Source organism: Halomonas sp. H10-59, from assembly GCF_040070555.1.
Lineage (GTDB): Bacteria > Pseudomonadota > Gammaproteobacteria > Pseudomonadales > Halomonadaceae > Halomonas > Halomonas litopenaei.
Genome location: NZ_CP098828.1, coordinates 2,272,625 through 2,298,023 on the forward strand (window position 1 = coordinate 2,272,625; position 25,399 = coordinate 2,298,023).

Below are 25,399 nucleotides of genomic sequence, written 5' to 3' on the forward strand. Positions count from 1 at the left end.
AGGAGAGTTTCATGGGGCATCCACCGGAAGTCGGCCGTCCGGGCGCTATCGTACCCGATCCAGGAGAGAGTGTATCCGCCGCTCGCTATCGCCGGCCCCCGGCGCCTAGACTTTGGCCGTTATGGCTACTGGTGCTGTTGATTATCTGTGCAGTGGGGGCCGCTGGCTGGCTGGCCTGGCAGGAACGTCAGCGGCTCGAGGGTGAGCTGACCCGCTTGAGGGGGGAGTTGTCCAACATTCATGCGCGGTTCGACGCCGAGCAGGGAGAAGGGGACCTGGTGGCGGACATCCAGCGGCGAGTGGCCGAACTCGAACAGCGGGACGATGCCCTGGCCCAGCGACTCGAGTCGACCGCCGAGAATATAAGAAACACTGTTTCCGAACAGGCACAGACAACGCTGGACCAACACAGCAACAACGCCGACACTCTGCAGGATGTCGAAGAGCGTATCGCCTCCATCGCCGATACGCTGGCGGCGACACGCACATCGCTGGGTGCCGTTGAACGAGCCGGCGACAATGCCCGAGGTGCCCTGGAGGCTCGCATGGACCGCTTCGATGATGCCCGCGAGTCCTTTGCCGGCCGGTTGGGGTCGCTGACTACCAGGGTCGATGAGGTGGTAACGCGCCTGGATACTCGCTTGGGACAGCTGTTGCCGCGGTTCGACACCCTGGAGCAGCGGCTTGCCTCCCTGGACGAGGACGTTGAAGGCCTGCGCCAATCGCGCCAAGATGGTGCGGAGGAACGTCGCGCAATGGAAGCCAGGCTCGAGCAGCGCCTGGATGCGCTGGATGACAGCGCCCGGTCGCTTGGCGCCGATCTTCGCGAACTGCGTCAGTCCCAGCTCGCGTTCAGCGCCCAACTGGAGGCGCTGCGTTGATCCAGCACCCACGTCAGGAAAGCCAGTCTATTATGGAAAATCGCGTTCCCGCTTGTTCGGGTCTGGGTCCGTTCGTCCGTCGATCAGGGGCCGCCCTTTGCCTGGTCTCGGTGTCGGTGCCGGCCCTGGGCATGGATGCCGAGATCGTCGGTATCGAAGGGGATATGGCCAACAATGTCGAGGTCTACCTGCAGGGGCTCGACGGCAGCCAGTATAGTGTGGAGCGGCTGCGCAACGAGGTGGTTCGACTGACCCAGGAGGCGATGCGGGTCTACGGCTACTATGAACCGCAGATCGAGATGCGTTTCGACCGCGATGACGAGCCCCAGGAGGTCTTCCTCACCATCGACAAGGGGGAGCCGGTCAAGCTGGAAGTGATCGATTTCACCCTGGAGGGCGACGCCCGCGATGACGCCCCCTTTCAGTTGGCGATCGACGCCTATCCGCAAGAGGAAGGCGACATCCTAAAACACGCCCCCTACGAGAGTCTCAAGGGCAGGCTGCAGGGCCTGACCGTGGAGCGAGGCTACTTCGATTGGCAGTTCACAGATGAGCGCATGGAAATTCGCCCCTGGGCCAACAGCGCCCGGCTGTACCTGGGCATGGACAGCGGGCCGCGCTATCGCTTCGGCAAGGTCAATTTCAAGGGCCATCACATCGTCGAGGAACGCCTGCGCAATCTGGTGCCCTTCGACTACGGCGATCCTTACCTGGCAAGCGACGTCGCCGAACTCAACAACCAGTTGAGCGAGACCGAATGGTTCGGCTCGCTGACGGTACGCCCCCGCCTGGAACGCCAGAAGGGCTCCCTGGCGCTGCCCGAGAACGACAACTGGTGGTACTCGGTGGACGTCGCGGAGATCCCGACGCCGTACCAGGGGCCGCGGATCAGCCGCGACGCTCTGGCGGTGGCGCTTGGGCTGTATCCGCCGGAATTCCCGACCATGCCGATCGATGTCAGCGTGACGCCGGCGGATCGTCACCAGTTCGAGGCGGGTATCGGCTTCGCCACCGATGTGGGGCCGCGCCTGCAGTTCTCCTGGGAGCAGCCCTGGGTCAACCGCTACGGCCATAGCTGGACCAATCAGCTATACCTGTCGGCACCGGATCAGCAGTTCAGCGGCACCTACAAGATCCCGCTGGAGGATCCGCTCAACGATAGCTACCGACTGCAGTACGGGCTGCGCAAGCAGGACATCGAGGACACCGAAAGCTTCGAGAGTACCGTCGATTTTGGTCGGCACTGGGTGTTCGAGAATGACTGGGAGCAGACGGTCTATCTGCGCGCCACCTACGAGGACTTTACTCAGGGGGAGCAGTCCGATCAGGTGCTGCTGCTGTATCCCGGGGTAAGCTGGTCGCGTACCCGCACGCGCAACCCTCAGTTTCCCACCTGGGGCGATCGCCAGAATCTCGAACTGCAGTACTCCAGCGACGCCTGGGGCTCTGACGCCGAGTTCTTCCGCATGACCGGCGATACCGCCTGGATCCGCAAACTGGGTGACGACAACCGCTTTATCGGCCGACTGGGTGTCGGCGCGATCAATACCGACGATTTCGAGAAGATTCCCCCTTCGCTTCGCTTCTTTACCGGTGGTGACTCCAGCGTGCGTGGCTACAGCTACGAGTCGCTGTCGCCGGAAGACGAGAACGGCGACCTGGAAGGCGGTCAGCACGAGTTTACCGCCAGCGTCGAGGCCCAGCGCCGGATCACCGGCAAGTGGTGGGGCGCGGCCTTCTTCGATGTCGGTGACGCCTTCTCCGAGTGGTGGCCTGGCGACCTGAACAAGGGCGCGGGTCTGGGCGTGCGCTGGATATCTCCGGTCGGCCCGATCCGCTTCGATGTCGCCCATCCCTTCGATGACGAAGACGACAATTTCCGGCTGCACTTCGCCATCGGGCCCGAGTTTTGAACCCGATGCCGCTGGCCCCTGACACGAGGCTTCAATGAGAAAAGGACGCGCCCTGTGGGCCCTGACACGTCTGCTGATCTGGCTGCCGTTGACCCTGGTTGGCCTGGTGCTGCTGATTGGCGGCCTGGTGCTGAGTCCCTGGGGCACCCGAATGGCGCTGGATCAGGGCCAGCGCATGGGCTTTCTCGAGTACGAGGCGGTCGAAGGCGCGCTGCTCGACACCTTTGCGCTGGATGGCTTTCGCATGGAGATGGGCAGCCTGCGGCTGTCGGTGGACACGTTGTCGCTGTCCTGGGCAGAGGACTGCGTTCTTGATGGCCGGCTGTGTCTTGATTACCTGAGGGTGTCGGGTACCGACGTACGCCTGGGCGAGAGCGAAGCCGCGGAGGAGCCTCCCGTCGAACCCGAACCGACCAGCGCCGAGCCGGGGCCCCTGGCGTTGCCGTTTCCCGTCGAGATCCGTGAACTGGCGGTCGAGGACGTCGCCGTGCAACTGGCCGACGGCACCCGACTGGCCTGGGACAGCTTCACCACCGCGGCGGTGGCCGAGGGCGATACCCTTAGCGTTCGACCCACGCGCCTGGCGGGTCTTCATCTGACCCTGCCGTTGACGCCCGGCGCCATGCTGGCCCTGAGCGACGCCGAACATGAAGGGCCCATCGTCAGCGCCGAGGCCATCGACGCCGCCATCGCGGTGCGCTCGCCGTTGCCGAGCGAGGCCGCCGCCGAGATGGAAGGGGCCGCAGCCAAGGCCGATGACATCCCGCTGGATGAGCGTGAGCGTCTGGTGCTGCCCGAGGTCACCTTGCCACTGGCCATTGAAGTACCCGAGCTGGTGGTCGAGGACACCACCGTCGACGGTGCCTTCGACTACCACGTCGAGCGTCTGGACCTGAGTCTCGATGCCCGCGGCCAGACCGTTACCATCGAGCCCCTGGCGGTGGCCTCCGCCGATGCCGACGCCGAGCTCCAGGCCCGCGCCACGTTGAGCGGCGACTACCCGCTGGAGCTCAATTTTGCCGCCGATCTGTACCTGCCGGAAATCTTCCCGGCGCTGTCCGGCGAGCGGGTCGAGCTGAGCGCAGCCGGCAGTCTGGCCGACCTGGAAATCGACCTGAAGACCTCGGGCCCGGTGGACACCCACCTGGTCGCCCGACTCGACGCCCTCGACCCCACGTTGCCCTTCAGCGCCACCTTCCAGAGCCCCAGACTGCAATGGCCGCTGCCTGGCATGGACAGCCCCCTGCCTGAAGGCATCGAAGAGACTGGCGAGGTGAGCGACGCCGAGACAAGCGCACCAGACAATGCTGAAGCTGGCAATGCCACCGCTGCCACGGCCGAGGTGGAGCCGTGGATCGCCCGCGATCTGGATCTCGCCATCGAGGGTTCCCTGACCGGCTATACGCTGCAACTGGCCCTGGCCGCCGAGGGACCGGATGTACCGCCAACCACCCTGGCCCTTCAGGGGCAGGGGGATCTTTCACAGTTTGCCTGGGCGCCTCTTGAGGTCGCACCGGAGGGTGCCGGCGCGCTCAGCACCGAGGGACGTGTCGACTGGTCTGACGGCGTCTCGGTGGAGGCGGCAGCGACCCTCACGGACCTTAATCCGGAACCCTTCGTCGAAGGCCTCGCGGGGGATATCGACGGCACCCTGCAGGTGGCTTTCGCCCAGACCGATGAGGGTTGGCGGGTGGAGGTGCCGGCGCTGGATATCGAGGGTACCCTCGATGGCCGTCCGCTGTCGCTGGAGGCCCAGCTCGCCGGCAACAGCAATATGCAGTGGGACATCGACAGCCTCGATTTCCGCCAGGGCGACAATCGCATCCAGGCCGTCGGCCAGGTCAGCGAGTCCAACCTCGACGTCGACGCCGAGATATCACTGCCGGACATGGCGAGCCTGTATCCGGGGCTTGCCGGCCAGCTATCCGGTGACATCACGGCCAGCGGCAGCCTCCAGGCGCCTCAGCTAGACCTGGCCATGAACGGCAGCGGGGTAGCGTTTGAGGAAAATCGTGTCGGCGAACTGTCGCTGTCCGGCCGTGTGGCCGGTATCGACGACCCCGAGCTCGATATTGGTCTTGAGGCAAGACAGGTCGAAGCCGGCGGTCAGCGATTCTCCGATATCGCCCTGGATCTCGATGGGCGGCTGTCGGATCACCGCCTTGAGCTCACCGTGGAGGGCAGCGAGGACGGGCCACTCAACCGTCTGGTACTGGCCCTTGACGGGGCCATGAACGAGGCCCGCGACCGCTATCAGGGCACCCTGTCGCCGCTGGAGGTCACGCTGCCCCAGGGCGATATCGCCCTCGCTGATCCGCTGAGCTTCGAGGCCGACCTGGCCGCGGGGTCGGTCCAGGCCGAGCCCTTCTGCCTGGCACGTCGCCAGGGCGGCGCCGTGTGCATCAGCGAGCCGCTGAGCGCCTCGGCGGACGCCGGCTCGCTGACCCTCGAGATCAATGAGCTGCCCATGGATCTGGTCAACGAGGCCTTGCCTCAGGGCTGGGCCATCGACGGCGACACCGGCGCTCGTGTCGTCGCTGGCTGGTCGGCCGGCGGCAGTCGCTGGCAGGCCGACGTCCAGGTCGACAGCGAGGTCAGCGTGACCGGCGAGGACGCCTATGGCCAGCCTTGGTCGGTGCCTGCCACCAGCATGTCGCTCAGTGCAGACGCCAGCGAGGCCCGCATCGACATGGACCTGGCGCTGTCACTGGCCCAGAGCGGCGATATCGACCTGGCCCTGGCCATCGACGATCCCATGGGACGCGGCGGCCTGGACGGCACCCTGACCATTACCGACGTGCGCCTGGCACCCTATCAGCCATTGGCGGCCGGCCTCGATGAACTCGAGGGCAGTCTTGGCGGCACCATCCGTATCGCCGGCAGCCGCGAGGCACCCGACCTCAGTGGCGACATCAGTCTGACCGGGCTCAGGGTCCACGGTGGTGATATCCCCCTGGCGGTCACCGACGGACGGCTGGATATCGCGCTGTCCGGCGACAGCGCGCGGATTTCCGGCCATGTGGACGCCGAGGAAGGGCGCCTGAATATCACCGGTGACGCCGCCTGGCCTGACGGTAGCTGGGAGGCCAATATGGCGCTGTCCGCGGTGCAGGATCCACTGCTCGCCGCCATGCCGGCCTTCGGCAAGCTGAAGCTGGCCCCGGACCTGACCATCACCGCCAACCCCTCGCGACTGCGGGTACGTGGCGAGGTGCGGATCCCCTGGGCCAGGCTCAAGGTCGGTGACGTCCCGGCCTCCGCGGTCACCCCGAGCGGTGACGAGATCATCATCACCCGCGAGATGGACGAGGAGGCCAAGGAGGCCGAACGGCGTGCCCAGGAAGACCCGGTAGGAGAATCCACCGCCGAGGCCATGGCCGAGGCGGGCATGGCCATCGACATCCGCGTACGGCTGCTGCTGGGACCCGACATGCGCCTGAGCGCCTACGGTCTGCAGACCGAGCTGGAAGGGGATCTGGAGGTGCGCCAGAACAACGGGCCACTGCAGTTGTTCGGCGACGTCAGCCTGGTCGATGGCCGCTTCCGCGCCTACGGCCAGGATCTGCAGATTCGCCAGGGCAAGCTGATCTTCGCCGGCCCGCCGAGTCTGCCGACGCTGGACTTCGAGGCTATCCGTAACCCGGCCAGCACCGAAGACGGAGTGATCGCCGGTCTCAAGGTCACCGGTACCGCCAGCCAGCCCGATCTGGAGATCTTCTCCGAGCCGTCGATGGACGAGTCTCGGGCGCTGTCCTACGTGCTGCGCGGCCGGGCGCCGGATGACAGCGGCGACTCCAGCGGCGCCCTGACCTCGGCGCTGATCGGCCTGACCCTGGGCAAGACCGGGGGGGCGGTAGGCGCCATGGGTGAGGCCTTCGGCATCCAGGACCTGTCGCTGGATACCTCCGGCAGTGGCGAGAGCAGTCAGGTGGTGGTCAGCGGCCGTCTCACCGACCGTCTGGAGGTGGGCTACGGCGTCGGCATCTTCTCGCCCATCGCCGAGCTGACCCTGACCTACCAGCTATGGAGGAGCCTCTACCTGGAAGCGGTCTCCGGCGCCGCCCAGGCGGTGGACCTGATCTACACCTGGAGCCTGCCGGGAGAGCCTCCGGAACTGCAGTGACCAAGCGCGCAGCACCCCACGCAACACACGGCGTAAAGCACAAGAGCCCCGGCCATGGCCGGGGCTCTTGTGTGATGTTGCGTGACATTGCTTGATCTGACTTGCCCTTGCATGAGCAGGAGCCATGTCATTGCTTGTCCAGCGACAGCTCCTGCAGGTAGCGCGCCAGCCGTCGGCCAAGCCAAGGGCGAGGGCGGCGAGGGCCTGGCTCCATGAATCCGACATGGCCGCCGCGTTCGGCGACTTCCAGGGTCACCAGCGGCGAGCGAGCCGGGAAGCGCTCGATTAGGTCGGCCGGCATGAAAGGATCGTCACGGGCATGCAGCATCAGGGTGGGAACGGCCACCCGATCGAGCACCGGGCCGCTGGAGGCGCGGGCATAGTAGTCATCGGCGTCCAGGAAGCCGTGCATCGGCGCCGTGATGACGTCGTCGTAGTCGCGCAGGCGCTTAAGCCGGCGCACCTGCTCGACGCTGACCTTGAGGGAAAGCTCACCGCGTTCGAGCCGAGGTATCACCTTGCGCTTGAGCGAGGCCAGCAGGTGGCGTTCGTAGACCCGTGAAAAACCCTCGCCCAGGCGCTGGGCGCAGGCCGCCAGATCCAGCGGCGCGCTGATCACCACCGCGGCGTCGAGCCCCAACGAGTTCGCGTCCTCTTCGGCGACCAGCCGTAGCAGCATATTGCCCCCCAGCGACACGCCACCGGCGACCTTGGGTGCCTCGGGATAGCGATCGCCCAGTACCTCAAGCAACACCCTTGCGTCCCCGGTATCGCCGCTGTGGTAGGCGCGCGGCAGACGGTTGGGGCGAGAGCCGCAGCCACGGAAGTGCATCAGCAAGGCCCGATAGCCCTGGTCTCTGGCGGCCGCCAGCAGATCGTGGGCGTAGGGCGAGGTGATTCCCCCCTCGAGGCCGTGGAAAAGCACAAAGACAGGGGCGCGGGGGTCTTCGGGTTCCGGTAGCACCCAGCTAAGCTCTACCTCGTCACCGTCGGGCAGCGCGAGAAACTCCTGCCGCCAGTCCACCTCGGCGGGGCGGAGCACCCGCGGCAGCAGCGTCTGGACATGCGGATTGGACAGCCAGCGGGCGGCACGAAAGCCGCCCGGTGTTGCTGCATCCGCGCGAAGGCCCGAGGTGGCCGGGGGCAAGCTTGAATGGGCGTCAGGCTGGGGCAAGGCAAGGTCTCCGGGGGCATCGGGGCGTCATGGTTGAGCCTCGGCGTCGAGGGCGTGAGCACACAGCTCCTGCCAGGCGGCATCGACCGCCGCGCGACGGGTCGAGAGGTGGCGATACAGGCGGATATCGAAGGACACCGTCCAGCGTGGCGGTCCTGCCGCCACCAGCGCGCCGGAGGCCAGGGCCTCGCCCAGGCTGCGCTCGGGCAACCAGCCCAGGCCATAGCCCAGCGCGACCAGTTCTCGGATATTGCCGCTCTGTACGCTCTCGTTGAGCACCGTCAGTGTAGGGGCGTCGCCGAGTCGGTCCAGATGGGAGCGGATGGCGGCGTCGATCATGCCCCGGGGATGATAGGCGATCAACGGCAGGGCGCGCCCCTTGCCGCCTTCCAGCGCAAAGCGAGGCTGGCCGCTGGCATCCGGCAGGCACACCGGCATAAAGCGCTCGCGGCCGATGACGCAGTAATCGGTGTCTTCGTTGGCCAGTTCCAGCGGATTGCCGCTGGTCGGCCAGTAGCACAGGGCAAGATCGATCTCGCCGGAGGCCAGTCCCTGGAAATAGTCGCCCACCAGCCAGGCCGTGGCACGCAGGTAGGGCTGCAGCGGCGGTGGCGACTGCCAGCCGCTGAGCCACTGGGGCAGGAACTGCGCCAGCAGGCTCTGGGGTGCCCCCAGGCGTAGCTGTCCGGCCTGTTCCTCGGCCATCTGCGCCAGTCGCTGGCGGGTCAGGTCGACCCGCCGGGTGACGTCGTGACACATGGCGAGGAAGGCCTCGCCGGCCGGCGTCAGCGACAGCGGCAGGGTCTGACGGTTGATCAGGGTGGTGCCCATCTCCTCTTCGAGCAGCTTGATGCGCCGGGAGAAGGTGGGCTGAGTCACGTTCTGTTCTTCGGCGGCACGGGAAAAATGACGCGTGCGGGCCAAGGCGAGAAAGTCTTCCAGCCAACGTATTTCCATGGAAGTGTCACCTGTCCTGCGAAACGTCGATTGTGCCAGATAACCCGACGCCGGGCGTACCCGGCGTCGGCGTATTGCAGGTGACGGCGATGGAGGTCAAGGCAGCGGTCAAGACAGACGACCTTCCTCGACACCATGACAGGCGACCTGGCCGCCCTCGTCGGTGGCGATCAGACGGGGGATCTCCCGGCGGCAGCGCTCGTTGGCGTGGGGGCAGCGCCCGTGGAACACGCAGCCCGAGGGCAGGTTCACCGGGGTCGGCACCTCTCCCTGCAGGCGCAGGTGCTGGGGACGGTCGTCCTCCAGGCGTGGAATCGCCGACATCAGCGCTTGGGTGTAAGGGTGACGCGGGCGGGCGAACAGCGTCGCCGTGGGCGCCACCTCGCACACGCGGCCCAGGTACATCACCGCCACCCGGGTCCCGAAATGCTCCACCACCGCCAGGTCGTGGGTGATGAACAGGTAGGTGAGATGGTGCTCGCGCTGGGCTTCCATCAACAGGTTCAGCACCTGGGCCTGGATCGACACGTCCAGCGCCGAAATTGGCTCGTCGGCGACGATGAATTCCGGATCCACCGCCAGCGCCCGGGCGATGGCGATACGCTGTCGTTGGCCACCGGAGAACTCGTGGCCATAGCGCGAGCCCCAGTCCGGGGCGATGCCTACCGAGCTCATCACCTCGTGGACCTTGTCGACGACCTGCTGTGGCTTCCAGTCGGGGTGGTGAAGGCGGATCGGCTCTTCCAGCGTCTGCTGGATGGTCATGCGCGGATTGAGCGAGGCGTAGGGGTTCTGGAAGATCATCTGCATGCGCTGACGGAAAGGCAGCAATGCTTTCGAATCGAGATGATCGATACGCTCGCCGTCGTAATGGATCTCGCCGGCGCTGGGCCGCAGCAGGCCCATTACGGTACGCGCTACCGTCGACTTGCCGCAGCCGGATTCGCCCACCACGCACAGCGACTCCCCGCGGCGGATGTCCAGGTCGACCCCATTGATCGCGTGCACGTGCTGTTGCTCGCGCACGATACGACCACGCCGGAACTTGAGCTGCTCGAGGAAATCCCCGGACAGTGAAAAGCGCTTTTCCAGCCCGCGGATCTCGAGCAGGCTGTCGCCTCCAGCGGCAGGGTTCATGTCGGCGGGGCCGTCCTGCTGAATCGGCTCGGTCGGCGGTTTGACGGCTGCCTGAGTGGTCTGGCTCATGAGTTGTCCTCCCTGGCCACGATGCGTTCGGCATCCTGCATCTCGGCGACCATATGGCAGGCCACCTCACAGTTGCCGGAGCGCACGAAGGCCGGTACCTCGGTCTTGCAGGGTGTCCGTTCGCTGCCGTCGTGGCGCTGGGTAAAGTCGCAGCGCGGATGAAACGGACAGCCGCTGGGGAGCTGGCTCAACGACGGCATGCTGCCACGTATCTGGTTGAGCCGCTCGCCCGGGGTCGCCATCTGGGGCAGGGCGTTGATCAACCCTTGGGTGTAGGGATGCTGGGGATCATTGATGATCTCTCGGGTCGGGCCCTGCTCGATCACCCGTCCGGCGTACATCACCAGCATGCGCTGGGTCACCTGGCTGACCACGCCGAGATCGTGGGTGATCAGGATCAGGCCGACGTTGTGCTTCTCGCACAGTTCCAGCAACAGCGCCATGATCTCCGCCTGAATGGTCACATCCAGGGCGGTGGTGGGCTCGTCGGCGATGATGATATCCGGGTCGAGCAGCAGCGCGATGGCGATGATGATGCGCTGACGCATGCCGCCGGACAGCTCATGGGGATACTGGTCCAGGCGCTTTTCCGGCGACGGGATCTGCACCTGCTCGAGCTTGCGCAGCGAGATCGCGCGGGCTTCCTTGCTGGAGATACGGCGGTGGGCCTTGAGGCATTCCACCATCTGCTCACCGATGGACAGCACCGGATTGAGCGTCATCATCGGATCCTGGAAGATCATCGAGATGCGGTGGCCGCGCACCTTGCGCAGGGCGCGCTCGCCGAGCCCGGTCAGTTCCTGGCCATCGAAGGTGATGCTGCCACCGGCGATATAGCCCGGCTTGGCGATCAGATTCAGCAGGCTGAAGGCGGCGACCGACTTGCCTGCGCCGGATTCGCCCACGATGCCCAGACGCTCGCCACGATCCAGGCTGAACGACACATCGCGCAGTGCCTTCACGTCGCCCTGTCGCAGGGCGAAGCGCACGTCGAGGTGATTGACGTCGAGTAGTGCCATGATGTCTACCTCAGCCCTTGTACAGTCGTGGATTGAGCACGTCGCGCAGCCAGTCGCCGAGCAGGTTGATCACCAGCACCAGCACCACCAGCACCAGGCCCGGAATCAGGGTGATCCACCAGGAACCGGACTGGATATAGTCGAAGCCGGACTTGATCAACGAGCCCAGCGACGGCTGGGTCTCGGGCATGCCGAGGCCGAGAAACGACAGCGCTGCCTCGGAAATGATGGCATTGGCCACCTGCACGGTGGAGATGACGAAGATCGGCGACAGGGTGTTGGGCAGGATGTGACGGAACATGATCCGCCGGCTGCGCAGGCCCATCACCCGGGCGGCGTCGACGTACTCCTTGGAGCGCTCTGCCAGCACCGAGGCACGCACGGTACGGGCGTACTGGGGCCATTCGGCCAGGCCGATGATCAGCACCAGCAGCCACATGGCATAGTCGGAGTAGGTGGCGCCGCCGAAGATCGCCTTGAACAGGGCGCCCACCACGATGGCCACCATCAGCGTCGAGAACGACAGCTGGATATCCGCCAGGCGCATCAGAAAGGCGTCGACGCGCCCACCCAGGTAGCCCGCCAGCAGACCGAAGCACACCCCCAGGGTGGCCTGCAGCGCCACGGCGCCGAAGCCGATGACCAGCGACACCCGCATGCCGTAGAGGATGGTCGAGAGCAGGTCGCGCCCCTGGGAATCGGTACCCATCAGGTACTGGGGGTCGGCGCCGTCGATCCAGAACGGCGGCAGCTCGGATGCAAGGATGTCGATCTGGGCCAGGTCATAGGGGTCGGCCGGCGCAAGCCAAGGCGCCAGCAGCGCGGCCAGGACCATCACCACGAAGATCAGAAGACTGGTCTGGGCGATCAGGTCGCGTTTGAAACTGTACAAGAGGTAGGAGTCGCGAAACCGCTCCCACCGGCTGCTCGTCGCAGTGCTCTGGGTGCTCATGCGGGCTTACCTGTCAGCTTGACGGTGGGATTGACCAGGCCGTAAATCAGGTCGACCAGGGTGTTGGTGATCACGAAGATCAGGCCGACGATCATCAGGTAGGTCACGATCAGGGGGATGTCCGAGCGCTCGATGGCGTCGAGGAACATCAGGCCCATGCCGGGCCACTGGAACACCGTCTCGGTGAGGATGGTGTAGGCCACCAGGGTGCCGATCTGCACGCCGCCGACGGTGATGACCGGCAACATGGTGTTCTTCAGCGCGTGCAGGAAGTAGATGCGACGCATCAAGATGCCCTTGGCCCGGGCGAACTTGACGTACTCCGACTGCATCACCTCGAGCATCTCGGCGCGGATCAGGCGAATGAACAGCGGCAGCATGATCGAGGCCAGCGAGATGGCCGGCAGCACCAGGTAGGTCAGCCCTTCCAGCGAGGCGAAGTTGGTGGTCCAGGTGCCGAACACGTGGATCGGGTCGCCGCGACCGTAGGCCGGCATGCCGCCCTCGGTGGACAGCAGGCCGTTGAGCCAGGCGCCCCAGCCGGTATCGGCGGGGAAGGGCGTGAAGCTCACGCCGATGGCGAACAGCTGGATCAACACGATAGCGGTGAGAAACACCGGGATGGAGATGCCGATGATCGACACCCCCATGAAGAAACGGGACAGCCAGGCGCGGGGCTTGATCGCGCTGTAGACGCCGATCGGCACCGACAGGAAGATGATCAGGAGGGTCGAGGCGAATACCAGCTCGAGGGTCGCCGGCAGGTGTCGCAGGACCACCTCGGTAGTCGGCTCGTTGTAGATGTACGAATAGCCGAAGTCGAACTGGGCGGCGTTGACGGCGAAACGGAAGTACTGCACCAGGAAGGGATCGTTGAGCCCCAGTTCCTCGCGCAGCACCTCGCGCTCGCTCTCGGGCACCGACTGACCCACCATCTGCTGGATGGGATCACCCAGGTTGTCCTGGATGGCGAAGGCGATCACGCTGATGACAAACATCACCAGCAGCGCATGAAAGAGGCGCTTGATCAGAAATGCGATCATGGGGATTGTCCAGGGTACAGGCGCTCGACTCCGCGACCATGTCACGGAGCCGAGGCAGCTGCTGAATGGGAGCTTGCAGGCACCGCGTGGCGGTGCCTGTCGTCTTACTCTTCTTCGATGACCAGATCCCCGAGGTAGGGGAAGTTCATCACGTTGACCACCGGCTCGATGTCGACGTTGGCCGCCGAGGCCCAGGCCAGGTTCTGCCAGTGCAGCGGAATGAAGGCGGCATCGTCGTAGAGGCCCTGCTCGAGCTCACGCAGCATCTCGCCACGCTTCTCCAGATCCACCTCGAGGTTGGCGTCGACCATCAGCTGGTCGAGCTCCTCGTTGCAGTAGTTGCCGGCGTTGTACTGGCCGCCACCGCTGTCGGCGTCCGGACACTCGGTCAGGTACTGGTGGAAGTTGGCGGAGTCTTCGGTGTCGGAGTGCCAGCCGATCATCATCATGTCGGCAGCGCGATCATCGTACTCGCCCCAGTACTGGGCCTTGGGCAGGGTCTTCAGGTCCACCGTGACGTTGATCCGCGCCAGCATGGCGGCTACCGCCTGGGCGATCTTGGCGTCGTTCACGTAGCGGTTGTTGGGCGCCATCATGCTGACCGAGAAGCCGTCCTCATAGCCCGCTTCGGCCATCAGTTCCTTGGCCCGGTCGAGATCGAAGCGCGGCTCGAGATCCGGGTTGTGGCCGGAGTAACCCTCCGGCGAGAACTGGGCGGCCGGGGTGGCGAAGCCCTTCATCAGACGATCGGCGATGCCTTCCTGGTTGATCGCGTAGTTGAAGGCCTGGCGAACACGCGGGTCCTGGAAGGCCTCGACCCGCTCCTGGTTCATGTGGAACAGGATGATGCGGGTGCCCGACATGGTCACCAGATTGGTGTCCTCGTCGCTCTCGATACGCTCCAGATCGTTGGGCGGTACCGGCGCGATGAAGTCGACGTCACCGGACAGCAGGGCGGCGACGCGGGTGGCGTTCTCGCCGATCGGAGTCAGGGTGATGGCGTCGACGTTGCCCGGGGACTCGCTGTCCCAGTAGTCATCGAAGCGTTCGAAGTCGACCCGAACGCCCTGCTGGCGGTTGGTCACCTGGAAGGGGCCGGTACCGGAGATGTTGCGCGAGGCGTAGGAGTTGCCGTTCTTGACGATCTCGTCCTTGGCCTTGCCGCCGTCGGTCTCGCCGGAATAGAACTGGCTGTCCATCGGGAAGATGTAGGTGGCCATGTTCAGCAGCAGCGGGTTGGGCCGCTTGGAGATGATCTCCACGGTGTGCTCATCGACCACGTTGACCGTCTCGATAGGCTCGAAGATCGCTTTGAAGTCCGGGCTGCGCTTGAGGCGCTCGACGGTCCAGGCGACGTCCTCGGCGGTGAAGGGGTTGCCGGAATGGAAGGTGACCCCTTCGCGCAGGCTGATGCGCATGGTGGTGTCGTCGACCTGCTCCCACTCGGTGGCGAGTCTGGGCTCGAACTCGAAGTCCTTGGTCCAGCGCACCAGCGGATCGAAGGCCATGTGCGACAGTTGCAGGATACCGCCGGAGAGCTGCTCATGGATGTCCAGCGACACCGGATCGGCGTCGTAGGCCATGCGCAGGGTGTTTTCGGCCAGTGCGGTCTGGGGCAGGGCAGCCGTCAGCATGGCGGCACCGAGGGCACCGGCCAGAAGGGTCTTCTTGAACATGGAAGGAGTTCCTGCTTGTTGAGGTTGTTGTAATTGCCAGTCGGACGCCTTGGTCAATGTTGTAAGCGCCGGCTAGTCAATGTCCTGCATCAACATAGTGAGGTGTCGCGTTTAAACACAATCGAAATTGTGACAGCACCCATGCGAGGAACGAATATGGGCCCGGGGAGCGTGTCTTCAAGGAGCAGACAAGCGCTGAGCGACGAGAAGGTGGCGCAGACAGAAAAGTAAGGGGAAATAGAGGAGCTGAGGTAGCCGGCGGAGGCGAGTGAGGTAACCGCAAGTGCAAGCGCCCCCGAACGAGATTCGGGGGCGCGAAAGGGCAATCGACACAGCGCCGAGGCGACAGTGGTGCCTAGGGTCGCCTGGCGGTCAATCGGTCAGTTCAGACCAGCCGTCACTGCTGGGGCGGGCAGACGCGATCGATGCGATAGAGCTGGGCGACCTGATCCAGGCCGTGGACGCTGCATTCCAGGTCGGTGACACGACCGTCACTGAGGCCATACACCCAGCCATGCACCGACAGCGCCTGGCCGCGCTGCCAGGCACGCTGGACGATCTTGGTACGACACAGCGTCTTGACCTGAGACTTGACGTTGAGCTCGCACATGCGATCCACCTGCTCGTCCAGCGGCAGATGCTCGAGTTCCGAGCGATGCATGCTGTAGAGTTCGCGTACGCTGTGCAACCAGTTGTCCACCATACCGTTCTCGCCGCCGGTGACCGCAGCGCGCACGCCGCCACAGTTGTAGTGGCCGACGATCATGATGTGACGTACCTTGAGCACGTCCACCGCGAACTGCACCACCGACAGGGCGTTCATGTCATTGTGGTAGAGCAGGTTGGCGACGTTGCGGTGGACGAACACCTCACCCGGGGGAAGGTCGATGATCTGGTTGGCCGGCACGCGGCTGTCGGAACAACCGATCCACAGATACTCCGGGCTTTGCTGCTGAGCAAGGCGGGCAAAGAAATCAGGGTCTTCCTGGCAGATTCTGTCGGCCCAGGCCCGATTATTGGCGAGCAGATTGTCGATATCACTCATGAACTTTCCCCGTGCAAGCAGTGGATGGCTAAAGTGGTGCATGTTTTTACCCCCCTCGGTCAAGGTGGTCAAGCACCCTCCCGTGGTAGCCAGCCCGCTGGTATCATGGGAAGGTTTCCCATCCTGGTGGGCCTCGAGGCAGGTCCCTGGTAGGCCAGGCCCCTAATGATCCGAAAGCGGTCCCGACAACAAGGGCCCCAGCAACAGAATCAGGAGACGCAAGTGTCACAATTCGACTATGACCTCTTTGTCATCGGTGCCGGCTCCGGTGGTGTCCGCGCTGCCCGTACCGCGGCGGCAACCGGGGCCAGGGTGGCCGTCGCCGAGGATCGCTACCTCGGCGGTACCTGCGTCAACGTGGGCTGCGTGCCCAAGAAGCTCTACTCCTACGCCGCACACTTCCACGAGGCTTTCGACGACGCTCGCGGCTTCGGCTGGCAGCTCGACCAGGCGCCGAGCTTCGACTGGGCGACCCTGCGCGACAACAAGATCGGTGAGATCAAGCGACTCAACGGCATCTACGGCAAGCTGCTGGACAACGCCGGGGTGCGCCTGATCAACGGTCGCGCCAAGGTGGTGGACGAACACCGTGTCGAGGTCGGCGGCGAGACCATCAGCGCCGAGAAGATCCTGGTGGCGGTGGGTGGCTGGCCCTGGGTGCCGCCGTTCCCCGGCAGCGAACTGGCCATGAACTCCAACCAGATCTTCGACCTGGATGAGTTTCCCAAGCGCTTTCTGGTGCTTGGCGGCGGCTATATCGCCGTGGAGTTCGCCAGCATCTTCAACGGCCTGGGCGCCGACGCCCACCTGCTGTATCGCGGCGACCTGTTCCTGCGCGGCTTCGACCAGGAGGTGCGCGAGTTCACCCGCGACGAGATGGCCAAGAAGGGCGTCAACCTGCACTTCAACACCAACATCGAGTCCCTCGAGAAGGTCGAAGGCGGGATCAAGGCCACCCTGACCAACGGCGAGACCCTTGAGGTGGATGCGGTGCTGTCCGCCACCGGCCGCAAGCCGCATCTTGAAGGCCTGGGCCTGGACCAGCTCGACATCGCGCTCAACGAGAACGGCTCCATCCAGGTCAACGATCGCTTCGAGACCTCGGTGCCCTCGATCCTGGCGCTGGGCGACGTGACCGGCGGTCCTGAGCTTACGCCGGTGGCCCTGGCCGAGGCCATGCATCTGGTTGCACACCACTACGGTGACGCGCCCAAGGCGCCGATGAACTACGACAACATCGCCACTGCGGTGTTCTGCCATCCCAATATCGGCACCGTTGGCCTGTCCGAAGAGAAGGCCCGCGAGGTGTGCAAGGCGGTCCGCGTCTACAGCGCCGACTTCCGTCCCATGAAGCACACCCTGTCCGGCAGCGATGAACGCTGCCTGATGAAGTTGATCGTCGACGACGAAAGCGACGTGGTGGTAGGGGCGCACATGGTCGGCGAGGAGGCCGGCGAGGTGATCCAGGGCATCGCCATCGCGGTGCGTGCGGGCCTGACCAAGGCAGATTTCGACGCCACCGTGGGCATCCACCCAACCGGCGCCGAAGAGTTCGTCACCATGCGCACGCCGACGCGTACCTGAGTCCGGCGTCACGATACGACAAGGGCACCAGTGGGTGCCCTTATCTTTTGACGAGAGACCAAGGCCGCCTGTTTTGGATGCCACCGTCGGCATCCACCCGACCGGCGCCGAAGAGTTTGTCACCATGCGCACGCCGACCCGTACCTGAGACCGGCGTCACGATACGACAAGGGCACCTGTGGGTGCCCTTTTTTGTGGCCTTTTCTCGCCGATCCGAAAGGGCCGACTATACTGCTTCAGGCGGACGAAATCGTCTCGTTGGAGAGGCAATCGATTACGCCAAAGGGATAGGGGGAGGTGAGCGGCAGTGATCGCTCCGAGCCGCCATGAGACGTGGCCTGGCGCCGCTCGCATAATTTTTTTTTATGCTTCCAGGGGTTAAGAATAATCCAGATTTTGAAATGTCATACTCGACTGTTATAATGGTTGTCCAAATTCGCTACAGCGAAGCATAACGAACATGACCGCAAGCACTGAGCCCTTCACACCATCAGCCGACCTCGCCAAGCCTACGGTGGCGGACGCGGTGGTGGGTCACGAAGCGGCGCCGTTGTTTATACGCAAGTCCACTCCCGAGGATGGCTGGGGCATCTACGAGCTGGTCAAGTCCTGCCCGCCCCTGGACGTCAACTCCGCCTACGCCTACCTGTTGCTGGCCACCCAGTTCCGTGACAGTTGTGCCGTTGCCACCAACGAGGAAGGCGAGATCGTCGGCTTTGTCTCCGGCTACGTGAAGTCCAATGCTCCGGACACCTACTTTCTATGGCAGGTCGCGGTGGGCGAGAAGGCCCGCGGTACCGGCCTGGCCCGCAGACTGGTCGAAGCCATACTGACCCGCCCTGAATTTGCCGAGGTCCACCACCTCGAGACCACCATCACACCGGATAACCAGGCTTCCTGGGGCTTGTTCCGCCGCCTGGCCGATCGCTGGCAGGCGCCGTTGAACAGCCGCGAGTACTTCTCTACCGACCAATTGGGTGGAGAGCACGATCCGGAAAACCTGGTGCGCATCGGTCCCTTCGACACGACGCGTATCTAACGGCTTCCAGGGTGGTGACAGGGCGCCAGCGTCCGTCGCCACCGATACCCGATAACTTCCCCTACGAACCCGACAGGAGGTCGCAATGCAGACCCAGATCCTCGAACGCATGGAATCCGAAGTTCGTACCTATTCCCGTTCCTTTCCGGTGGTCTTCACCAAGGCGCAGAACGCTCGCCTGACCGACGAGGAAGGCCGCGAGTACATCGACTTTCTGGCCGGTGCCGGCACCTTGAACTACGGCCATAACAACCCGCACCTGAAGCAGGCGCTGGTCGACTATCTGGCCACCGACGGCATCATCCACGGTCTTGATTTCTGGACCGCCGCCAAGCGCGACTATCTGGAGACCCTGGAAGAGGTGATCCTCAAGCCGCGTGGTCTCGACTACAAGGTCCACCTCCCGGGGCCGACCGGCACCAATGCCGTCGAGGCTGCCATTCGCCTCGCTCGTGTGGCCAAGGGTCGTCACAACATCGTGACGTTCACCAATGGCTTCCACGGCGTGACCATGGGAGCGCTGGCCACCACCGGCAACCGCAAGTTCCGCGAGGCGACCGGCGGTATTCCGACCCAGGGTGCAGCCTTCATGCCCTTCGATGGTTACATGGGGAGCGAGACCGATACCCTGGACTACTTCGAGAAGCTGCTCGGCGACAAGTCCGGCGGTCTCGACGTGCCCGCCGCGGTCATCGTCGAAACTGTCCAGGGCGAGGGTGGCATCAACGTGGCCGGCCTGGATTGGCTCAAGCGTCTCGAGGGCATCTGCCGCGACAATGACATCCTGCTGATCATCGATGATATCCAGGCGGGCTGCGGTCGTACCGGCAAGTTCTTCAGCTTCGAGCATGCCGGCATCACACCGGACATCGTCACCAACTCCAAGTCGCTGTCCGCACTCGGCCTGCCGTTCGCCCACGTGCTGATGCGCCCGGAGCTCGACAAGTGGAAGCCGGGTCAGTACAACGGTACCTTCCGTGGCTTCAACCTGGCCTTCGTCACCGCTACCGCTGCCATGCGCAAGTACTGGAGCGACGATACCTTCGAGCGTGACATCCAGCGCAAGGCGCGGATCGTGGAAGAGCGCTTTCAGAAGATCGCCGCCTGGCTTAGCGACAAGGGGTATCCGGCTTCCGAGCGTGGCCGCGGCCTGATGCGCGGCATCGACGTGGAAAGCGGCGATATCGCCGACAAGATCACCGCCAAGGCCTTCGAGAACGGCCTGGTGATCGAGACCAGTGGCCAGGACGGTGAGGTGGTCAAGTGCCTGTGTCCGCTGACCATCACCGACGAGGATCTGATCGAAGGTCTCGATATCCTCGAGCGCAGCACCCACGAGGCGCTAAGCTGAAACAGGATACGCCCGCAGGCTATCTGCGGGCAGGCGCCAGCAGCAAGGTGCCGCTGATCCTGCCCTGAGCAATATGTAAAGCGAGGGCTCGCCCTCGCTTTTTCTGCGGACGCCACCAGCGCTCGAAGCCTCGCACAGGGCCTTTCGATGCCCGGCACCGCCGACGCCCCCGACACCCGACAACGGAGAATTCGATGATCGTTCGCAACCTGGAAGAAGCTCGTCAGACCGACCGCCTGGTAAAGGCAGAGAACGGTAACTGGGACAGCACCCGCCTGATGCTCGCCGATGACGGCGGTCAGTGTTCCTTCCACATCACCCGTATCTTCGAGGGTACCGAGACCCACATCCACTACAAGCATCACTTCGAGGCGGTGTTCTGCATCGAGGGCGAAGGCGAGGTGGAGACCCTGGCCGACGGCAAGATCTGGCCGATCAAGCCGGGCGACATCTACATCCTGGATCAGCATGACGAGCACCTGCTGCGTGCTTCCAAGACCATGCACCTGGCCTGCGTGTTCACTCCGGGCCTGACGGGCAAGGAAGTGCACCGCGAAGATGGCTCCTACGCGCCCGCCGGCGAGTAAGGGCGTACCGTCAGGATTGAACAGGAAAGAGCAAGTGTGGGAGCGGGTAAGTCTCGCTTCCCGCACCCGACAACGGCGCCCCTTGGGGCGCCGTTGTCGTATCTGGCCAATCGACCGAAGTAATCGCAGGACGACCGAAGTAGTCGCAGGACGCTGGAGGTAGACGTCACGGGAAGAGCAGCAGGGTACGTGGGGGCATAGGAGGCAGGTACGTCAAAATTGTGCCCAAAAGTTCGTAGTGCTTCCTATACTTTGCAGCAAACTTCTCAATGGAACCGTCCCCATGGCCATTTGTCGCCCCCGACTCCTGACCTCCGGTATGTATCACTACCTGCTGGCAGCGCCGATCCTTGGTGCAGCACTGCTGGCCCCAGCGACGGCTCATGCCTCGGAAGGTGGCAGCAGCATCTATGTACCGGGCGCCTATAACGACTTTGCCGCAGGCTTGGCCCCGCCACCCGGGGTCTATGCGCGCAACGACCTGGTGCGCTACGAGGGCGATATCGGCGCGCGCCCCCTGGGCGGGCGGCTGTCGGCGGGTCTCGACCAGACGCTGTGGTTCAACCTGCTCAAGCTGACCTGGGTGACCGACGTCGAGTGGCTCGGTGCCACCTACATCGCCGGGATCAATCTTCCCTACGTGTTTGACGTCAGCGTCGATCTCGAGGCCAGCATCCCAGGCCAGGAACGCTTCAACACCGGAAGCAACAGCGGCTTCGGTGATCCGTACCTGGTGCCGGTCGCCCTCAACTGGGCCAACGGGACTCACCACACCACGGCGGCGGTGGGTATCAATATTCCGGTGGGGCGCTACGACGAGAACGATCGGATCAACCTGGGGCGGCACTACTGGTCGATCGATCCCACCATTACCTACAGCTGGCTGCCCGAAAGCGGATGGGACCTGTCGATGACCGCGGGCATCCTGTTCAACTTCAAGAACGATGCCACCGACTACACCACCGGCGACGAGTTTCACTTGGACGTACTGGCGGCGAAGTACCTGACACCAAGCTTCGGACTGGGTCTGGCCGGGTACGTGTACGAACAGCTCGAGTCGGACTCGGGACCGGTACCGGATCGCCTGGAAGATGGTTTTCGCAGTAGCGGGGCAGGGGTAGGGCCGGCCTTCATGAAGAGCGTCTCACTCGGCCAGGCGCCGGTCACCTTGATCGGCAAGTGGCTTCACGATGTGTCATCCGAAAATCGCTTCGATGGCGATACGGTGTCGCTGTCGGCGGCCTGGGCCTTCTAGCCATCTCCCGACCAGCGCCCGATCCGATGGTTCGGGCGCGCCGCCTCGATCCTTCCCCCGAACGAATCTCCGCCATGTTCTCGGGCGCTCAGCGGCGCCCGTTTCTACGGTTGTTCTGCATCGATATTGTCTACGCTGAACGTCTTTATCAGCCGAGGCCCTGCACGTCCCTCGAGACTTCCTGCCGCCTATGCAGCTCAGGCGGCACAGGGACACAGCTGGCCACGCGTCACGCTCGAAAATGACAGCATTTTACAACTAAGCTGCCGCTGCAGCGGGACCTCTCTGCACCAGGAACCGGTTTCGGACAGATCGTTATTGCCCGCTAATAAAGGGCTTTTCCGAAAAATGTCGATCATGTTGGCCGCCTTGGCTAACGCACCTCGACAGTGGCATTGCACTTTAGTCAAAAAGTGTCAGGAAGGGGTTGCAGCCAGGAAGTCCTCTCTTCTACTTTGTCATACATAGTATGCCATGGTTTCCAGAAAACGGCTCAGGCCATCGCCATGTGATGGCAGTAAGAGAGGGCCGGACACTTGCCCAACCGGGTATGACAACAACGCCAACAAGGTCAACCAGAGGACTCGCCATGAATCCCGCCGCTTCACGCAAGCTCACCCGCGCCATCCATCTTGCCGGCCTGGCCGCGACCACCGCCTTGCTGGCAACGCCAGCCCTGGCCGAACAGTGGCGCGGCTGGAACATTCATCCTCCCGAGTACCCCAACAGCATTGCGCTGGAGACCTTCGCCAAGGAGGTGGACGAGCGAACGGAAGGGCGCATCACACCAAAGGTCTATCACAACGCCGTGCTGGGGGATCAGCCTGATGCCATCGAGCAGACCCGCAACGGTGCTCTGGATTTCGGCAACTTCAACATGGGCCCCATGGGTCCGATGGTGCCGGCGGCCAACGTACTCTCGCTGCCTTTCATCTTTGAAAGTGAAGAGCGCATGTACGAACTGATGGATGGCGAGATCGGCGAACGCTTCGCCGCAGCGATGGAGGAGCAGGGCCTGGTCGCGCTGGGTTGGTTCGGGGCAGGCTCGCGCAGCCTCTACAACACCGACCATCCGGTCGAGACTCCGAAAGATGTCGAGGGCATGAAGGTCCGGGTCATGAACAACGACCTCTACGTCGACATGATCGATGCGCTGGGTGGCAACGCCACCCCCATGGCCTACGGTGAGGTCTACCAATCGCTGACGACCGGTGTGATCGACGGCGCCGAGAACAACTTCCCGTCCTACGAATCCAGCGGCCACTACGAGGTTGCCGGCTACTACTCACTGACCAACCACCTGGTCATTCCCGAGTGCCTGTGCATGGCCCGCAGTACCTGGGACGAGCTGTCCGAAGAGGACCAGGCGGCGGTCCGGGAGGCCGGGCAGGTCGCCACCGAGCAGCAGCGTGAACTGTGGGAAGAGCGTACCGCGGCCAGTCGGCAAACGGCGCTGGATGCAGGCGTCGAGATCAATGAGGTTCCGGACAAGTCAGAATTCCAGGCGCTGATGCAACCGGTCTATGAGGGCTTTCTTGCCGAGAACCCGGACCTGGCCTCGCTGGTCGACGATATTCGCGCGGCTCAGGCCGACTGATCCCATTGATCCGAGAGCCCCGTCCCCGGTGCCGGGGGCGGGCGGGGAGGCTGATGCGTGAACGCACCCACAGACACCTCTGACGTCGGGTCCGAGCAAACCGAGTCAGAGCAAGAGGGCGCCACGGTACGCCGTGGTGCCTTTCCTCCGGCATCGCCGGAGTCACGAAGCATACGCTACAAGCGTGAAACACCCAGCCGACTGGACCGCATCCTCGACAGTATCGCCCATGGTTGCATCATGGTGGCCGGGGTGCTGCTGGTGTTGCTGATCATCACCTTTGGCTGGCTGGTATTTGGCCGCTACGTGCTCAATGACACCCCCACCTGGGTCGAGCAGACGGCGCTTCTGAGCGTGGCCTACATCACCTTTCTCGGCGCCGCTGCCGGCGTTCGTCACAACAGCCACCTGTCCATCGACCTGCTGCGCGACAACATGCCGGCGCCGATCAAGGGTCTGATGCACCATCTGGCGGATCTGTTCGTGGTGGCCTTTGGCGGCTTCATGGCCTGGCAGGGCTGGCAGTTGATGATGACCAACCTGGCACGACCTATCCCGATGCTCGGACTCTCCGAAAGCTGGCGTGCTGCGCCGCTGGCGATCTGTGGCGCGCTGATGGTGCTGTTCGCTGTGGCCAACATCGTCAAGCGGCTTGGCGGCCGGCACAACCCGACCCAGGAGGACTGAGCATGGGACTCGCTATCGTTTTTGGACTCTTTGCCCTGGGACTGGCGGTCGGCGCTCCGGTGGCCTTTGCGGTAGGACTGGCAGCAGTAGGGGGCTTTCTCTATGAGGGACTGCCGCTGTTCGTGGCATTCCAGCGCATCCTCTCGGGCATTTCGGTGTTTTCGCTGCTGGCGATTCCGTTCTTTATCTTCGCCGGCGAGCTGATGCTGCACGGCGGAATTTCCCAGCGCCTGGTGCGCCTGGCCTCTGCCGCAGTGGGCCGGGTGCGCGGAGGGCTCGGGGTGGTCAATGTGACCTCTTCGATGCTGTTCGGCGGCATTTCCGGTTCCGCGGTGGCGGACACCTCGGCGCTCGGCTCCATCCTGATTCCGGTGATGAAGGAGAAGGGCTACGACGCGGACTACGCGGTCAACGTGACGGTGACCTCGTCGGTGGCCGGGGTGGTGATTCCGCCCAGCCACAACATGATCCTCTACGCCGTGGCGGCCGGCGGTGGCCTGTCCATCACCAAGCTGTTCATGGCGGGCATCGTGCCGGGCATCCTGATGTGTGGCCTGCTGGCCCTGGCCGCCTATCTGGTAGCGGTCAAGCGTGGTTACCAGGGCGAGCGCTTTCCGGGCTGGCAGGCGCTGGCGATCAGCTTTGCCGCCGCACTGCCAGGGTTGCTGACCGCGGTCATCATCGTGGGCGGCGTGCTGTCAGGCGTGCTGACGGTGACCGAGTCAGGCGCCTTCGGGGCCATCTACGCCATCGTCATCACCGCGCTGGTCTATCGCGAGCTGCACTGGGCATCGTTCAAGCAGGCGGTCTATCAGTCGGTGCGCACCACCGCGCTGGTGATGATTCTGGTCGGCTGCGCCTCGGCATTCTCCTATCTGCTCGCCCTCTATAGCGTGCCGGAGTTGCTGTCCAACACGCTGCTCGGGATCACCGACAATCCGCTCGCCATCCTGCTGATGCTGAACCTGATCCTGCTGGCACTCGGCATGATCATGGACATGGCGGCGCTGATCCTGATCTGCACGCCGATCTTTCTGCCGATTGCCGCCCAGTTCGGCATGGATCCGATCCAGTTCGGCATCATGATGATGATGAATCTGGGGCTCGGGCTGTGCACGCCGCCGGTGGGTGCCTGCCTGTTTGTCGGCAGCGTGGTCGGCAAGATCAAGATCGAACAGACCGTTCGCACCATCTGGCCGTTTTACCTGGCGTTGTTCGCCGCCCTGATGCTGGTGACCTACGTACCGGCACTGTCCATGGCGCTGCCCAACATGCTGGAGTGATGGCGACCATGCCAAGCCACCCTTTGA

General features: G+C 64.0%; 19 protein-coding genes. 11 read left to right on the forward strand and 8 right to left on the reverse strand.

The genetic code is table 11. The annotated features are described in order from the left end of the window. The first annotated feature begins 11 nt into the window (after positions 1–11). Genes NFG57_RS09840 through NFG57_RS09850 form a run of 3 tightly spaced genes read left to right on the forward strand, consistent with a single transcriptional unit; the run spans position 12 to position 6,917 of the window. The gene (locus tag NFG57_RS09840) at positions 12–881 is read left to right on the forward strand and encodes a hypothetical protein (RefSeq protein WP_124804730.1); all 870 of its coding nucleotides are present in this window, start codon (positions 12–14) and stop codon (positions 879–881) included. A 32-nt stretch (positions 882–913) separates the two neighbouring features. Further along, a complete protein-coding gene (locus NFG57_RS09845; protein WP_348816102.1) occupies positions 914–2,794 on the forward strand; it encodes an autotransporter assembly complex family protein in 1,881 nt (626 codons plus the stop codon). 34 nt (positions 2,795–2,828) lie between these two features. Continuing rightward, complete coding sequence (locus tag NFG57_RS09850; RefSeq protein WP_348816103.1) at positions 2,829–6,917, forward strand: translocation/assembly module TamB domain-containing protein; 4,089 nt, start codon at positions 2,829–2,831, stop codon at positions 6,915–6,917. A gap of 127 nt (positions 6,918–7,044) precedes the next feature. Here the strand turns inward: NFG57_RS09850 and NFG57_RS09855 are convergent, their stop codons facing one another. From NFG57_RS09855 to can, 8 genes are all read right to left on the reverse strand, one after another. Further along, a complete protein-coding gene (locus NFG57_RS09855) occupies positions 7,045–8,091 on the reverse strand; it encodes a hydrolase (protein ID WP_348816104.1) in 1,047 nt (348 codons plus the stop codon). 27 nt (positions 8,092–8,118) lie between these two features. Next, positions 8,119–9,048, reverse strand: a complete 930-nt coding sequence (locus tag NFG57_RS09860; RefSeq protein WP_045992059.1) for a LysR family transcriptional regulator — start codon at positions 9,046–9,048, stop codon at positions 8,119–8,121. 108 nt (positions 9,049–9,156) lie between these two features. Continuing rightward, on the reverse strand, positions 9,157–10,185 hold the full coding sequence (locus NFG57_RS09865) for an oligopeptide/dipeptide ABC transporter ATP-binding protein (protein ID WP_045992090.1): 1,029 nt from the start codon (positions 10,183–10,185) through the stop codon (positions 9,157–9,159). 65 nt (positions 10,186–10,250) lie between these two features. Beyond that, complete coding sequence (locus NFG57_RS09870; RefSeq protein ID WP_108133615.1) at positions 10,251–11,273, reverse strand: ABC transporter ATP-binding protein; 1,023 nt, start codon at positions 11,271–11,273, stop codon at positions 10,251–10,253. A 10-nt stretch (positions 11,274–11,283) separates the two neighbouring features. Then, positions 11,284–12,225: an ABC transporter permease gene (locus NFG57_RS09875; RefSeq protein WP_045992061.1), complete on the reverse strand. Its 942-nt coding sequence runs from the start codon at positions 12,223–12,225 to the stop codon at positions 11,284–11,286. Beyond that, a complete protein-coding gene (locus tag NFG57_RS09880) occupies positions 12,222–13,268 on the reverse strand; it encodes an ABC transporter permease (protein WP_348816105.1) in 1,047 nt (348 codons plus the stop codon). The genes NFG57_RS09875 and NFG57_RS09880 overlap by 4 nt, the downstream gene beginning before the upstream one ends. Before the next feature lie 104 nt (positions 13,269–13,372). Continuing rightward, a complete protein-coding gene (locus NFG57_RS09885; RefSeq protein WP_108133617.1) occupies positions 13,373–14,944 on the reverse strand; it encodes an ABC transporter substrate-binding protein in 1,572 nt (523 codons plus the stop codon). 397 nt (positions 14,945–15,341) lie between these two features. After that, entirely contained in the window at positions 15,342–15,989 is a 648-nt protein-coding gene (gene can, locus NFG57_RS09890) for a carbonate dehydratase (RefSeq protein ID WP_045992064.1), read from the reverse strand. A 222-nt stretch (positions 15,990–16,211) separates the two neighbouring features. Here can and gorA point away from each other — a divergent pair, with 222 nt between their 5' ends. The 8 genes from gorA to NFG57_RS09930 all read left to right on the forward strand — a co-directional run bounded on the left by gorA (position 16,212) and on the right by NFG57_RS09930 (position 25,372). Further along, positions 16,212–17,573: a glutathione-disulfide reductase gene (gene gorA / locus NFG57_RS09895; protein ID WP_240184148.1), complete on the forward strand. Its 1,362-nt coding sequence runs from the start codon at positions 16,212–16,214 to the stop codon at positions 17,571–17,573. Between the two features lie 460 nt (positions 17,574–18,033). Then, positions 18,034–18,612: a diaminobutyrate acetyltransferase gene (gene ectA / locus NFG57_RS09900; RefSeq protein ID WP_045992066.1), complete on the forward strand. Its 579-nt coding sequence runs from the start codon at positions 18,034–18,036 to the stop codon at positions 18,610–18,612. Between the two features lie 85 nt (positions 18,613–18,697). Then, complete coding sequence (gene ectB, locus NFG57_RS09905; protein ID WP_045992067.1) at positions 18,698–19,963, forward strand: diaminobutyrate--2-oxoglutarate transaminase; 1,266 nt, start codon at positions 18,698–18,700, stop codon at positions 19,961–19,963. A gap of 194 nt (positions 19,964–20,157) precedes the next feature. Next, positions 20,158–20,550 (forward strand): ectoine synthase, encoded by a 393-nt coding sequence (locus NFG57_RS09910; RefSeq protein WP_045992068.1) that lies wholly within the window; start codon positions 20,158–20,160, stop codon positions 20,548–20,550. Between the two features lie 283 nt (positions 20,551–20,833). Next, on the forward strand, positions 20,834–21,805 hold the full coding sequence (locus tag NFG57_RS09915; RefSeq protein WP_348816107.1) for a transporter: 972 nt from the start codon (positions 20,834–20,836) through the stop codon (positions 21,803–21,805). 589 nt (positions 21,806–22,394) lie between these two features. Next, positions 22,395–23,402 (forward strand): TRAP transporter substrate-binding protein, encoded by a 1,008-nt coding sequence (locus tag NFG57_RS09920; protein ID WP_045992069.1) that lies wholly within the window; start codon positions 22,395–22,397, stop codon positions 23,400–23,402. A gap of 57 nt (positions 23,403–23,459) precedes the next feature. Further along, positions 23,460–24,089: a TRAP transporter small permease gene (locus NFG57_RS09925; protein ID WP_231498708.1), complete on the forward strand. Its 630-nt coding sequence runs from the start codon at positions 23,460–23,462 to the stop codon at positions 24,087–24,089. 2 nt (positions 24,090–24,091) lie between these two features. Then, a complete protein-coding gene (locus NFG57_RS09930; RefSeq protein ID WP_348816108.1) occupies positions 24,092–25,372 on the forward strand; it encodes a TRAP transporter large permease in 1,281 nt (426 codons plus the stop codon). Positions 25,373–25,399: the final 27 nt, after the last annotated feature.